General features: G+C 45.5%; 11 protein-coding genes and 2 tRNA genes. 12 read left to right on the top strand and 1 reads right to left on the bottom strand.

What is annotated here, in order from left to right; genetic code table 11:
* The first annotated feature begins 49 nt into the window (after positions 1–49).
* Complete coding sequence (locus tag ACR8BL_RS08130) at positions 50–1,591, top strand: 2-isopropylmalate synthase (protein WP_434752134.1); 1,542 nt, start codon at positions 50–52, stop codon at positions 1,589–1,591.
* A 178-nt stretch (positions 1,592–1,769) separates the two neighbouring features.
* On the opposite strand, the gene ACR8BL_RS08125 is transcribed toward ACR8BL_RS08130, so the two are convergent.
* Entirely contained in the window at positions 1,770–2,750 is a 981-nt protein-coding gene (locus ACR8BL_RS08125; protein ID WP_434752133.1) for an aldo/keto reductase, read from the bottom strand.
* A 243-nt stretch (positions 2,751–2,993) separates the two neighbouring features.
* Here ACR8BL_RS08125 and leuB point away from each other — a divergent pair, with 243 nt between their 5' ends.
* The 11 genes from leuB (at position 2,994) to ACR8BL_RS08070 (ending at position 14,622) form a co-directional block, all read left to right on the top strand.
* Complete coding sequence (gene leuB, locus ACR8BL_RS08120) at positions 2,994–4,079, top strand: 3-isopropylmalate dehydrogenase (RefSeq protein ID WP_434756640.1); 1,086 nt, start codon at positions 2,994–2,996, stop codon at positions 4,077–4,079.
* Between the two features lie 366 nt (positions 4,080–4,445).
* Positions 4,446–4,985, top strand: coding sequence for a peroxiredoxin (locus ACR8BL_RS08115; RefSeq protein WP_183521295.1), 540 nt, complete (start codon positions 4,446–4,448; stop codon positions 4,983–4,985).
* Between the two features lie 351 nt (positions 4,986–5,336).
* Complete coding sequence (locus ACR8BL_RS08110; protein WP_434752132.1) at positions 5,337–5,753, top strand: hypothetical protein; 417 nt, start codon at positions 5,337–5,339, stop codon at positions 5,751–5,753.
* A gap of 467 nt (positions 5,754–6,220) precedes the next feature.
* On the top strand, positions 6,221–7,327 hold the full coding sequence (locus ACR8BL_RS08105; RefSeq protein WP_434752131.1) for an ATP-binding protein: 1,107 nt from the start codon (positions 6,221–6,223) through the stop codon (positions 7,325–7,327).
* 120 nt (positions 7,328–7,447) lie between these two features.
* The gene (locus tag ACR8BL_RS08100; protein ID WP_434753051.1) at positions 7,448–8,413 is read left to right on the top strand and encodes an AAA family ATPase; all 966 of its coding nucleotides are present in this window, start codon (positions 7,448–7,450) and stop codon (positions 8,411–8,413) included.
* A gap of 4 nt (positions 8,414–8,417) precedes the next feature.
* Positions 8,418–9,533 carry a DUF58 domain-containing protein gene (locus ACR8BL_RS08095; protein ID WP_434756639.1) on the top strand — a complete coding sequence of 372 codons (1,116 nt, stop codon included), beginning with the start codon at positions 8,418–8,420 and terminating at the stop codon, positions 9,531–9,533.
* Positions 9,530–10,849: a hypothetical protein gene (locus ACR8BL_RS08090; protein ID WP_434752128.1), complete on the top strand. Its 1,320-nt coding sequence runs from the start codon at positions 9,530–9,532 to the stop codon at positions 10,847–10,849. Before ACR8BL_RS08095 ends, ACR8BL_RS08090 begins: the two co-directional genes overlap by 4 nt.
* 83 nt (positions 10,850–10,932) lie before the next feature.
* Complete coding sequence (locus ACR8BL_RS08085; RefSeq protein ID WP_434752127.1) at positions 10,933–11,889, top strand: aldolase catalytic domain-containing protein; 957 nt, start codon at positions 10,933–10,935, stop codon at positions 11,887–11,889.
* A 311-nt stretch (positions 11,890–12,200) separates the two neighbouring features.
* Entirely contained in the window at positions 12,201–14,327 is a 2,127-nt protein-coding gene (locus ACR8BL_RS08080) for a bifunctional diguanylate cyclase/phosphodiesterase (protein WP_434752126.1), read from the top strand.
* 139 nt (positions 14,328–14,466) lie between these two features.
* Positions 14,467–14,540: transfer RNA gene (locus ACR8BL_RS08075), tRNA-Pro, on the top strand.
* 11 nt (positions 14,541–14,551) lie between these two features.
* Positions 14,552–14,622: transfer RNA gene (locus ACR8BL_RS08070), tRNA-Gly, on the top strand.
* The last annotated feature ends 262 nt before the right edge of the window (positions 14,623–14,884 follow it).

Below are 14,884 nucleotides of genomic sequence, written 5' to 3'. Positions count from 1 at the left end.
CCGCTATTCTGGTTTGCAGGAATCTATAATGAAACAGGTGGTGCGAAGCGTGCGTAAAATCTATGTATTTGACACAACGTTGCGTGATGGAGAACAGTCTCCAGGAGTCAATCTGAACACTCGCGAAAAGGTGGAGATTGCGCATCAACTGGAGCGGCTTGGCATTGACCGGATGGAGGCAGGGTTCCCGGCGGCATCTCCAGGTGACCTCGCTGCAGTCAACGCCGTAGCGAAAGCGGTTAAAAACGTTACAGTGATTGGTTTGTCCCGCTCCAGAGAGCAGGATATTGATGCGGTTAAGGAAGCTCTGAAAGGTGCAGAAGACCCGTGTATTCACGTATTTCTGGCTACTTCACCGATTCATCGCCAGCACAAGCTGCGCATGGATAAAGGACAAGTGTTGGATACTGCACGTTCTGCGATCCGTTATGCAAAAAAGACATTTTCGAAAATTGAGTTTTCTCTGGAAGATGCCGGTCGTACCGAGTATGATTTCCTCGTGGAAATGGTGAATATGGCAGTGGAAGAAGGCGCTTCTGTTGTTAATATTCCGGATACAGTTGGTTACCTGAGTCCATACGAATACGGTAATATTTTCAAACATCTGAAAGAAAATGTTCATAACATCGATAAAGTTCAGCTGAGCGCCCACTGTCACAACGATCTGGGTATGGCAACAGCCAATACGCTTGCAGCCATTTTGAACGGGGCCGATCAGATTGAAGGAACAATCAACGGAATTGGAGAACGTGCAGGCAACACAGCGATTGAAGAAATCGCAATGGCGCTGGAAACACGTCAGGAATTTTTCCAGGCGAAAACAACGCTCCAATTGTCCGAAATTGCACGTACCAGCCGTTTGGTTAGCCGTTTGACCGGTATGGTTGTCCCGGGGAACAAAGCGATTGTTGGTGCAAATGCCTTTGCTCATGAATCGGGTATTCACCAGGATGGCATGTTGAAGGAAAAAACAACTTACGAGATCATGACACCAGAAACGATCGGTCTCAAAGAAAGCAAGCTGGTGCTTGGTAAACACTCTGGACGTCATGCATTCCGTGAACGTCTGATTGACCTTGGATATGAGCTGGATGAAGAGGCGTTGAACCGTGCTTTTGCACAGTTTAAAGATCTGGCAGACAAGAAAAAAGAGGTTACTGATGATGATCTGCTTGCTGTGATCGAAGAGAAATTACAGGATGCACCTGAAGTGTACAAACTGGAATCGATCTTTGTTACGTACGGTGATGAATCCGTGCCTACGGCGAAGGTTCGCATTGCAACGTTGGATGGTGAGACTGTAGAGAAGCAGGCTGAGGGTAATGGTTCGGTGGATGCCATCTATAACGCTATTGACCAAGTGAGCCGAGAAGAAGTTACGCTATCCGACTATTCCATCAAATCGGTAACACATGGTAAAGATGCGCTTGGTGAAGTACATGTTGTCCTTACCCAGAATCAAGTTTCTGTTCAAGGACGCGGCGTAAGCACAGATATTCTTGGTGCTAGTGCTCGTGCGTATGTAGACGGCTTGAATCAATTGCTTGAGAAACGCAAAACATACACCAACCGGGTGAACGTCAATTTGTAGAAGAGACTTCATTCTTGGTGCACAATTCTCATTCATGCTGACCAGGCCAATATAATAAAAGCCGAGTAACCTAAAAGGTCTGACCCCTATGAAAATGAACTGCCCGTGTAGTAGAGACGATGTAAGTGGTCTATACTACACGAATAGTTCAGCAGGAGTCAGACTTTTTCTAGTTCATTTACCACGCGTATGCATTAGGAGCATGTCCACCAGGACCAGGGAAGATTTCATCCAAACGTTTGAGCGTAGACTCGTCCAGTACCAGATCAAGACATTTCAATGCGGTTTCGAATTGCTCCAGGGTACGCGGACCGATGATTGGTGCAGTTACAGCCGGATTAGCAGCTACCCAGGCAAGTGCGACCGTATCCTGTGGCTCACCAAGATCACGGCAAAGCGCAGCAAAATCTTCAAGCTGTGTCTCATGTTTCTCAATTCGTTCAGCAATGCCTCCACTGCGGGTTCCTTCCAGTTTCTGCAATGCGTTACGTCCAAGCAAACCGCCATCCAGCGGACTCCATGGAATGACGCCGAGTCCGAGTGCCTTAGCTGCTGGTAATACCTCCAGCTCGGGCAGACGGCAGTTCAGGCTGTATTTATGCTGTTCGGATACAAGACCGAGGAAGTGACGGTTTTTCGCCTCGCTCTGGGCAAGGGCAATTTGCCAAGCAGCAAAATTGCTTGAGCCGACATAACCGATTTTACCCTGATATACTGCATGTTCGAATGCGCCCCACAGCTCATCCCATGTGATGACCGGGTCAACATGATGCATCTGGTACAGTTCAACATGATCGGTTTGCAGACGTTGTAGTGAACCTTCAAGGTGACGTCTGATTTTATATGCGGATAGACCTGCCTCGTTGTTGGGGCCGTCTGTTTCATCATGCATGGAACCATAGACCTTCGTAGCAAGCACGACTTTTTCGCGCCGACCACCGCCTTGTTTGAACCAGCGTCCAATGATTTCTTCTGTCAGACCGGAATTTTCACCCCAGCCATAAATGTTAGCGGTATCAAAAAAGTTCACGCCTGCATCCAGTGCTGCGTCCATAATGCGGAAAGCTTCTTTCTCGTCAGTGGCCGGTCCAAAATTCATCGTACCAAGACAGATCCGGCTGACTTTAAGACCTGATTTTCCTAAATACGAATATTGCATGGCGAACATCCCTCCAACATATCTAATTTGATTTCAGGTATATTTTACCTTACCCTGCACTGACGAACAACTTGGATGGCTGTGAGCTGTCTTCTAGCTTGAATGTCTGTAATTTTCTGCTTATAGGTAAAAACTATTAAAGTCATAGATTGTATATCTTGGTCAAATGACCGTAGAATATGATACAAAGAAGAGAGTTATTTATGAGACGATGTTGAATGAAGATGAGGGAGTGGACAACCTATGGCAGACGTGAAAAAAATTGCAGTAATCGCAGGTGACGGAATTGGTCCTGAAGTTGTGGCCGAGGCAGAGAAAGTTCTGAAGCGTACGGAGGAAGTGTTCGGTTATCGCTTTGAAACTGAACATGCACTGTTTGGTGGTATTGCCATTGATGAGAAAGGCACCCCTCTTCCAGAAGAAACACTGACTGTATGTAAAAATGCAGATGCCGTGTTACTCGGAGCAGTAGGTGGTCCAAAGTGGGACAATAACAGCAAGGAATTACGTCCTGAAACAGGACTGCTCGGCATTCGTAAAGCGCTCGGGTTGTTCTCTAACCTGCGTCCAGCTGTCGTGTTTGACTGTCTGAAAGACGCATCCACACTGAAACCGGAAGTGCTGGAAGGTACAGACCTGATGGTTGTTCGTGAACTGACGGGCGGAATTTATTTTGGAGAAAAATTCAGACGTGAAAGTGCACAAGGTGAAGAGGCAGTAGACACTTGTGCTTACAATGTATCGGAAGTAGAACGTATCGTGCGTCAAGCGTTCGAGATCGCTCAGGGCCGCCGCAAAAAGTTGGCTTCGGTCGATAAAGCAAACGTGCTCGAAACGTCCCGTCTCTGGCGTGAAGTCGTTAACCGGGTAGCACCGGATTATCCTGATGTTGAGCTGGAGCACGTGCTTGTAGACAATTGCGCGATGCAGTTGCTGCGTCGTCCAGCAAGCTTTGACGTCATCGTAACAGAAAATATGTTTGGTGATATTCTGAGTGATGAAGCGGCAATGCTGACAGGTTCCATTGGCATGCTCGCTTCTGCATCATTGGGAGAAGGAAGCTTTGGCCTTTACGAACCGGTACACGGCTCTGCTCCGGATATTGCAGGTCAAGGACTGGCTAACCCGATTGCAACCATCCTGTCACTGGCATTGATGTTCCGTACAACGTTTGGATATGCTGAAGGTGCAGATGCGATTGAAGAGGCAGTAGCGAACGTGCTGAATTCGGGCCACCGTACAAGTGACATCGCTGTTGATAAGAGCAAAGCGATCAGCACAACCGAAATGGGCGACCTGATTGTCGCAGCTATTCAGAAAAAAGCCTAAGTTTCAGTATTAGACTAATCACCTGTTCACACATGAACATATCACAGAATGAATCCTGTGATTCGTATAAGAAACAGCCCTTTGATGCCCAAAGTAGACCTTTCTATTGGTTTCTAAATTGGAAAATACAAAGGCTGTTTTTTTATCATTTTGAGCTTGAATTTGGCACTAAAATTTCTTATTTATAATTATTATAAAAAAATAACGATTATAATCTTGACTTTGAGAAGTACGGATGATAACATTTTATTTGTACTTGAGAACAAGTATCAAGTTAATTAATGACAGGACAAGCGCTTGCGTGTATCCTGATGATGAGCAATCCATATGGATGCTTACATAATCCCAAAGGAGGAATTTTTAGTTATGGCAGAACGTTTGGTAGGTAGACCAGCACCAGATTTCGCAATGGAAACAGTATCAGGAGACGGACAAGATTTTGGTTCCGTTAAACTGTCCGATTACCGTGGCAAATGGCTTGTATTCTTCTTTTATCCTTTGGACTTCACATTTGTGTGCCCAACTGAAATTACAGCTTTGAGCGACGCTTCCGAGCAATTCAAAGCTTTGGATACAGAAATTCTTGGCGTGAGCGTAGACTCCGTACACAGCCACAAAGCATGGATCAACACACCGAAAGACAGCAATGGCCTCGGTCAATTGAACTTCCCGCTCGCTTCCGATATCACAAAGCAAGTGGCTAAAGATTACGGCGTTCTGATCGAAGAAGAAGGCGTAGCATTGCGCGGTCTGTTCATCATCGATCCAGAAGGCGAACTGAAATATCAAGTGGTTAACCACAACGATGTAGGCCGTAGTGTTGAAGAAACACTTCGTGTACTGCAAGCACTTCAATCCGGCGGATTGTGTGCAATGAACTGGAAACCAGGCGACAACAACCTGTAAGCCGGGTTTACTTGAACGATTGATGTTCAAGCCCTCATCCCACTCGGGATTGAGGGCTTTTTGCAACATTTTTCTGCAAAAGAACGTTAACTTCATTAAGGTGTTTGAACAAGCTATCAGGCGTGTTAATAATGTAATAGAAGAATATCTTCTTTTTTATAGGATGAAAGAGGAATTGAAGGCTTGTAAGGCGAATAGGGTATGGAAACCCGGTATTCTTTCCGGTAATCCGCATTTATAATTGTATATGAATGTGATACACTGTTTGAACGATTCCCTTTCGGAAGTTTTTGAAGTGCACGGGTTGTTAATTTATAAAATCCCGGCACCTAATAAGGAGGGTGAACAAAAATGAGTTACTGTTGTGGGGCAAGTATGGTGGGAACGAAGGGCACGCTGAAGCATTACCGCACCCAGGTTCATAATGTTCCCCTGCTGTTCTGTCCGGTATGTCACCGGGTAGAGGTGCATTACAAGGTTGAGAACGAATACGAGATTCTTGCTGAGTATGCGCATGGCGATGGAGCTTCTGAAATTGATTTTCAGGACTATGTGACAGAGGACGAGGATGCTATCTTCGAAAATTGCGTAAACCGTGAAAGTGAAGATGCGATGGTGATTGTTCAACGGCAGATTGATATGTCACTGGATCTGCTACGACTCGCCAAGGAAATGAACGATGAGAAATGGGAGAGCGAATTGAAGCGTCGCCTTGCCGTCATGAGTCAACGTAAACTTAAAATTCAGCATAACAAGACTGGGCTATAGATTGCAGTGAGATGTTACATGGATAGACGTATATCGGAAAAAGCAATATGAAACGAAGCTGATTTGCCTTTAGGGTGAGGAAGCTTCGTTTTTTGTGTATTTTAGATTGATCTTTTGTTATTTTTGCAAAATAATTTCCATTCGACACTTTCTCCGATTGACTCTATTCCCTAAACTTGTCTATGATAAAAACAGACTTGCAAAAGAGGCGGAGCGTTATAAAAGGTTTTTGGTTGGGAATTGGAAAAGGTTGGAAAGGAACAAAACGTATATGATTTCTCCGGATCAACTGTTACTTACCGGATTAGACCAAGCTTATGTTCCGGACATGCCATCCATATTTTCGGCTCAGCCCCCTAATGAAAGGGACCCGGTAATCAACAACAAAATCGGCCCTTCCTGTTTCTGTGATGATATGATGTCCGAACGGCAAAGTTTATCATTTACGTGAAAAGGAGGAACCTGAAGTGATCAGTGAATTTCAGGATACAGTGCCTCGACCAACGGATGTACTCCCTCAGGTGCATCTGGATCACAATAAGTATGAGAATGTGTTGGAACACATGGATAGTGGCATCATGCTGTTTGACAACCAAGGTATCTTGACCTTTATTAACGTTCAGATGGCTAAACTGTTGGAACTTCCCAGAGATCTGTTAAGTGGCTGCACATTGATGCAGATGCTGCGACTAGCACAGATGAGTCGATTCAAGAAAAAGAAAATTTTGCGGATTTATCGGGAAACGATCTTTCATCGTAAGCGCTATCATGAATTGACGGATGAATATGGACGGCACTGGCTGGTTACAGTCACCTATGGGGATCAGATGGATGGCGATTTTCTGTTTAGTGTCAAGGATGTTTCGGATTATAAGCAGATCGAGCAGACCGCCTATCAAAACGATAAACTGGCTATGCTTGGCCGTATCTCTGCATCGATTGCTCATGAAATCCGCAATCCATTGACGGCGATCCGCGGATTCATTCAGCTGCTCCGACCCCATCTGCTGCAGCTTGGCAAAGACGAGTATGCACGAATTATTTTAACGGAGATTGACAGGGCGAACGATATTATTTATGAATTTCTGAATTCCTCCAAACCTTCAGCTCCGCAGAAAACGGTCATGACCGTAGAGTCTTTGCTGAAAGAGGTCGTTCTGCTGACGGAAAGTGAAGGGCTGATGAAAGGGTGCGAGATTCTGCTTGAGGTGGAAGACACACCACTTAATGTATCCATCGATGTTAAACAGATTAAACAGGTCATTCTGAATATGGTCAAAAATGCAATGGACGCGATTGAAGAAGTTGGGGAAGAGCATACGGGCATGATTCGGATTACGACAGCTACGGAAAATAACTTTGTACAAATCACGATAGCTGATAATGGCCATGGCATGGATCACAATACGCTGGTACGTTTATTTGATCCTTTCTTTACAACGAAAGAGAGCGGAACCGGTCTTGGGCTTTCCGTGAGCTACCGCATCATTAAAAATCATGGGGGTACCATCTCTGTAGATAGTCAAAAGGGCGAGGGTACCAGCTTTATGATCAAACTTCCATTGGTGTATTGACACAGACGATATCACAAGGGATCGGTATCTTGCCGATTCCTTTGTTTTTTGTTCGTGCAATTAGGGTTATAGTTAGAAATGAATGCGAATACATATGCATCGCGGAAGGAAGGGATTATGATGAATATTCAGGATATGGAGCGCATGAACGGACAATTAATCGAGCATGCAGGTAAAGTGATTGTGGGGAAAGAGCATACGATGGAACTGATTGTGACAGCGATCATCGCGTCAGGTCATGTACTTCTGGAAGATGTTCCGGGCACAGGCAAAACCATGCTTGCCAAATCAATGGCTTCTTCACTCGATTGTACATTTCAACGGATACAGTTTACGCCTGACTTGCTGCCGTCCGATTTGACAGGTATCCATTTCTATAATCAGAAATCCGGTGAATTTGAATTCAGACCTGGTCCGCTGTTTGCGAATTTTGTGCTAGCAGATGAGATTAATCGGGCGACACCGAGGACACAGTCCAGCTTGCTGGAATGTATGGAAGAACGTCAGATCAGTATCGATGGCTCAACGAGACAGCTCGAACGACCTTTTATTGTTATCGCTACACAGAATCCGATTGATAATCAAGGGACATTTCCTTTACCTGAAGCACAGATGGATCGGTTTATGATGAAGATTCGTATGGGTTATCCCACCGGGAAAGAAAGTGTAGAGATATTGAGAAGAACCGTTAACGGCTGCTCCGTTGAAGACCTGTCTTCCATTATCTCTCGCGAGCAGCTTCTGGAAGCACAGGAAACCTATAAGACGGTTACCGTAAACGAGGATCTCATGCATTATATCGTGCAGCTTACTGAAGCCACCAGAAAACATCCTGAACTGTCGCTTGGCGTTAGTCCACGAGGCGCACAGGCGCTTTTAAAAGCAAGTCAGGCTTGGGCTGCACTACATGGCAGAGACTATGTTGTCCCAGATGACATTAAAAAACTGGCAGAACCTGTACTGGCTCACCGACTGGTGTTTCGTAATCGGATCAGACAGCAGGAAGGGCTTGCGGAACAAATCATTCAACAGATACGGAGTCAGACCGAGGTGCCAACAGAGACGTTTACTACAGGCGGACGTTAGGTTTATGACACTTCTATGGCTTGTCGTTGTTGGAAGTTTGGTCATTGTGTTGCATGGCATATGGTTTGGACGTCCGGTGTTGCATAATCTTAAGTACAGCAGACAGTTCAGCGAAACAAGGTGTTACGCTGGAGATGAACTTGAGATGATTGAGACGATATCCAATGAAAAGCGAGTATCCGTTCCCTGGCTCAGACTTGAGGCTATGATGCCAGCTTCATTTGTTTTTCACTCAGGTTCCGGCATGGATATTAGTCAAGGCAATATTTATCAGAATCATAAAAGTGTTTTTACATTAAAACCCTACAATCGGATAACGCGCACACATCCGTTTGTCTGCTCCAAGAGGGGAGTGTATACGATGGATACAGCCACCATGACGGGTGGAGACCTGTTTGGTGTATGGCGTTACACGAAGCCCATTCCTGTGCAAATGTCGATGATTGTGTATCCTTCGCTCGTGAGCATTGATGATATGCCGGCCATCTATCAGGTGTGGCAAGGAGAGGTGGAGGTTGCCAGGTGGATTGTGGAAGACCCGTTTCTGATCTTGGGGGTACGGCCTTATGGGGCTGGTGATCCAATGAATCGTATTCACTGGAAAGCAAGTGCACGAACAGGAGAACTTCAGGTGTACAAGCAAGGGTGGACCGCAGATCCACAGTCCTGGATTATTGTGAATATTCAAGATTCGGCGGAGATGTGGAGTGTTGTTACCCGGCCTGAGCTGATTGAGCAGGCGCTCCGTTATGCAGCGACTGCAGCTGTGGAGGCTATTGGCAGAGGCTTGCCTGCTGGATTTGCTCATAATGGCTATCGTGCTGGCAGAGGACGTGATGTACTTCGGATCGAACCGGATTATGGCACACCTCATCTGGAATCGTTGCTAGAGGCCATGGCTGAGACCGAGTTAAAGTGTTTGGTGCCGATGGAGCAGTTTTTGCAAGATGAAGTCAGATTAAATGAAGAAGAGCAGCAGGTACGAAGTTATTTGTTGATTACGCCATATGTCTCGGCAGCAATGGAACAGGAGATTGAACGTTTGCATGATCAGGGACATCGGGTAACGATTCTGCCTGTAGAGCAGGTGAAACGTGATGTAGGGGCGGTGGGCGCGTGAGTGAAAATGATGAAATAAAGCGAATATACATCATATCCATTTTGGCTTTTCTTACAATAGGAATATACCTGTTTCCGATCTTCACGGTCACATCACTGTATACCAGCTCTTATTTCCCGTATCTGTTATTCGGTTGGTTTGTTGTGACAGGCTGGTTTGGTCAGTGGATTCGGCATCGATTTATGGACTTTGTTGAGAAAAGCATATTTGTGCGAGGGCTAACAGCTGTTGTTGCAGGTATTTTATTTGCACTGCTTCCGAGTATGATAGTGACACTTTCGCTCCCGGAAGTTATTACGCTTGGAGCAGGGGGATTCTTTTCTGTTTACACAGGTTTGGATGTTGATCCTGATTTTCGTTCTATCTACCTTTGGCGTCTGCAGATCACGGGTACAATCAGTGCCATTGTACTCACCATCGCAGCAACTCAGATCGAATTCGTGCTGCCGATACAGAGCTATACCGTTCCAATCTATGTTGCTGGAGTCATCAGCTTTGGATTGTGGATTGTGGGGCAATACAGGGCACAACTGGATCGCGCGGTGCTTAACGATGGCAGGCGCAGAATAGTATTACGGGAATTCACAAGGGCGAACCACCTTCGGATCACATGGATGTTGATCGTTATCGCAGGGATCGGTGCTTTCCCCAGTCTTGCTGCATGGCTTGCGCCGTTACGGGATCGTCTTCTTACATGGATCAGAGGTTTATTTGGTTCTTCTGCTGCGCAGGAGCTACCACTTACACCTGAGATGCCGAACGAACCGATGAATCTGCCGGATGAATTAAGAACTCCACCTTCGGAGCCTTCTGTATTCTGGGAAATCCTCGGTTGGATTGTTTTTGGAGCAGCAGCGGCTGTAATCCTCTGGCTTCTGATCAAGCTCGGTAGAACAATTATGAATAAACTGGCGGAGCGGTTCAAAGGATTGTTACAGCCTGTGCAGAAAAGGCAAGAACCCAAAACAGAGTATGTGGATATCAGCGAAACGCTGGAAGTGCCGACTAAAGTTCGCAAACGATGGTTTCGTAAAAAAGAGCCTGTTCCAGTTCAGGCTGGAGAACGTATGCGATATTATTATCGAATCTGGGTGAGCAATGCGGTGGAGCGCGGAGCCCAGATTGAAAAGTCTCATACGCCGCTGGAGGCAGCAGAAAGCATTAAGAAGAGTCATTCGAAGCATAAAGAGGGTACGGAGGAAGAGATAGCAAGGAGGCTTCCTGAAGTCTACAATGCTGCGCGCTATGGGGAGAAAGCTGATGATCCCCCCCATATGGCTGAGATGGACCGAATCTGGAAATCTTATAGTAAATAAGCCCGGAATCCCTTTACTTTTCTTGTCTCGTTCAAGTATCATGAGAGGAATACACAAGTTGGTCAGAAAAGGAGCAGACTTTAATGAAGACAAATCATTGCAAAATTGTAGATTGTACCATCCGTGATGGTGGATTGGTGAATAATTGGGATTTTAGCGTCGACTTTGTTCAAAAGCTGTATGCAGGACTGAACGAAGCTGGCGTTGATTATATGGAAATTGGCTACAAAAACTCGCCGAAGTTGCTTAAAGGCTCCGAAGATGCTGGACCTTGGCGCTTCCTGAACGATGATTTTCTTCGTAAAGTGATTCCACAAAAAGGGAATACCAAATTGTCTGCACTTGTTGATGTAGGACGTGTGGATGAAAATGATATTTTGCCGCGCAGTGAGAGCATGCTTGATCTGATTCGTGTCGCTTGTTACAGTAAAGATGTGGACAAGGCACTTGCACTGGTGCAAACGTTCCATGATCGTGGTTACGAAACGACAATAAATATTATGGCGCTCTCCAACGTTATGGAAAATGAATTGCTGGAAGCTTTTGAGTTAATCAGAGAGAGTTCGGTTGATGTGGTATACATCGTAGACTCCTACGGCAGCCTGGATCATAACGATGTGAAATACCTGGTGGAGAAGTTCAAGACGCATCTTCCGAACAAACGTCTTGGCGTTCACACGCATAACAATATGCAGCTTGCGTTCTCCAACACGCTCGTAGCCGCAGAACTTGGTGTTGAATTGCTCGATGCTTCTGTATATGGTATGGGACGTGCGGCAGGAAACTGCCCGACTGAACTGCTGGTAGCTCATTTGAAAGGCACAAAGTATAATCTGCGTCCAGTACTTGAAGTATTGGAACAGCTTATGGTTCCTCTTAGAGAAAAAGAAGAGTGGGGTTACATTCTACCTTACATGATTACAGGTGCATTGGACGAGCATCCACGTTCAGCTATGGCGCTTCGTTCATCGGAGAACAAAGACAACGTCGTTGACTTCTACGATAAGTTGACAACACCTGAAGTGAACTTCGATAAATAAAAAATAGTCTGAAATACAGTTGTAAATTCGAAAAAAACATGGTCTCTAATCTGAGAACCATGTTTTTTTAGTTCTTTATTCCTTGTTTTTACTCACTTTTATGAATAGATATTCCTATGTATAACTATTTTTTAGTTCACGAATACGGATTTAAATGTTATTATGTACCAGATAGAACATGAGGATAATTAAATTAAACAATGGTCAATATATTTTTTTGTCGAAATGTGTAATATACTTGGTGAATTAGAACAACAGAATTCATTTGTACACGTATATCAGGATAGTGATCCCGGGAAGGAAAACATGGCATGAAGTTTAAAATGCAAGGTCAGAGTCACATAGGTTGGGTCGCTATCGGCGGTTTATTGTTTTTCCTCGCAAGTCAATGGTTTCGTTCTTCTTCAGGTTCTGATCTGATTTTTTCGGGTTACCCGGTGATAACGCTTCTGGGTGGATTCGCTGCAACGGCCGCCTGTATTGGGATTTATAATCAAAGCTGGCTATTTCAAACCCAGAAATTAACACTGCGCAGAGTGTTACTGACCACACTCTTTTTAATGATAGGTCTCTTTGAACTGGTGCACATCATTTCATTTGCAGAAGAAGTCCCCAGCAGAGCAATGATGGAATCCGATTTCTCATTAATGATGTTAACGATGGGATCACTGGTTTGTTCAGCAGGACTGCTCTTGATATACACCGTACACGAGAAGCAAGTTGCATTACCGCGCAAATTTCTTCTGTTCAGTGCTACTATAGGTGTCTTCCTGATTTTGTACATCTGTTCTATTCAACAGTGGAGCTTTATGCCTGAGATGCTTGATGGTCCTTTGCTTGGCAAAGTATTCACTCGTATGCATGGGGTTGCTGGGTTGCTGTATTTCACGGGGGCTGTGGTTCTGTATGTGCAGTGGAAAAAGATGAAAAATGACGATTTACCCCCCATCCTCTGTGGCATACTCTGTTTTTTGCTAGGACAGGGCTATTTCGTGACCGCAAGTGCAGTGGACGATCTCAATCTACTGCTTGGTATGCTTAGCAATTGTATGGGTTATTTTTTCATCCAAAAAGGGCTCTATGCGTCTGTGGTTGATACGCCATTCCTGCAGCAACAGGCTGCTGAGGCCAAAATGAATTATATTGCGCATCATGATGATGTTACAGGCCTTCCGAATCGCCGTCGTCTAAGTCAGCGGCTCCAACTTACATTGGATGATGCGGTTAAGGAGGAGAAGCTCGTAGGTGTGCTGGTGCTTAATATTAATCGGTTCAAAACGATTAATGACTCCCTTGGACAACAGGCCGCTAACCGGGTTTTGCGACAAGTCGGACAACGTCTGAGTCGCTCATCTCTTCCGGGAGAAGAAGTGTTTGGGCTGGGTAGAGATGAATTTGCGTTGACCATGACTGATTTTTACAGTACAGATACGGCGTTATGCCGCACAAGGTCCATTCTGCAGCTCTTCGAGAAACCTGTGATGGTGGATGGGAGCGAGTATCACCTTACGCTGGGCATAGGCATGGCGATTTTCCCTTATGACGGGGAGTCTCCGCAAGAGATTATTCAGAATGCTGACACGGCTCTGCATAGTGCGAAGGAACAGGGAATTGAACTCAACCGCTATGCACATGCCATGCAGATGAAAGCACAGGAACGTTTACAACTTGAAAATGATCTGCGTAAAGCACTGGCTCGGGGGCAGTTTTACCTGGTATATCAGCCTCAGGTGAATCTGCAAAGCGGACTGGTCGTAGGCATGGAAGCCCTTGTGCGGTGGCAGCATCCGCAGCGAGGCTCGGTATCCCCGGCGGAGTTTATCCCGCTGGCTGAGGAGAGCGGACTGATTGTCCCGCTTGGAGAATGGGTGCTGCGAGAGGCATGTGCACAGAACAAGCTTTGGCAGGAAGCAGGGTATCGCAAGCTATGCGTATCTGTCAACCTGTCGATGAGACAGTTCAGACATTCCCACCTGCTCGATAGTATCAACAGTATTCTCAGAGAAACGGGACTCGAGCCGGTATGGCTTGAACTGGAGATTACGGAGAGTATGACATTTGACAAGGACCGAGCCTTTGAACAGCTTCATAAAATTAAGGAGATTGGTGTACATATCAGTATTGATGATTTTGGCACGGGATACAGCTCACTACATTATCTCAAAGATTTGCCGATTGACCGGCTCAAGATTGACCGCTCATTTGTGAATGAAATAATGGAAGATAGTAATAACGCTGCTATTGTATCAACCATCACCTCGATGGCACACCATTTGCAATTAAAGGTTACAGCTGAAGGGGTAGAGAACGAGGAACAGATGATGTTTCTGCGTAATCAGCATTGCCATGAGGCACAAGGGTATTTCTTCAGTAAACCGATCGAAGCAGCAGACTTCGAGATGAGGTTTCTGAGGGAAGTAGACAAACCTGCGGGGTAAGCAGCAGGGCCGCGAGAGCGTTCCTGCCTTTTTCGTATACCGTTTTATGGGAAAAATCACCAATATCCCTTGCGCGTTGGTTCGGATCATGGTATATTAGTTTTTGTAAAATTACTGTTAACTTCCATTTGGAATTTAACGGGACGTAGCTCAGCTTGGTAGAGCACCTGGTTTGGGACCAGGGGGTCGCATGTTCAAATCGTGTCGTCCCGATTGTTAATCTTGCGGGTGTAGTTCAATGGTAGAACTTTAGCCTTCCAAGCTAATAGCGTGGGTTCGATTCCCATCACCCGCTTAACAGCAGTACTCGAAAACCCTTAGTTATCAAGGGTTTTTATTTTTTGCCTGGATTTTAGAAAGGGTCCGTGACATCCTCACCTTTGCTTTTTTTCAATGATCTGGTACAATAACGGAGATTGATACTACACATGAATGAGAGGTAACCATACGTCCCATGAAGTAAGACACATGAAATGAACCCCAGTTAACTGCACATTGATTATAACGCAGTCAGCCGAGCGGCTGAGCAATGAGGGGATTCGTGTGTCCAAATTCAG

Source organism: Paenibacillus amylolyticus (assembly GCF_051136285.1).
GTDB classification, from domain to species: domain Bacteria; phylum Bacillota; class Bacilli; order Paenibacillales; family Paenibacillaceae; genus Paenibacillus; species Paenibacillus amylolyticus_F.
This window is presented reverse-complemented; position numbering and strand designations above follow the sequence as displayed.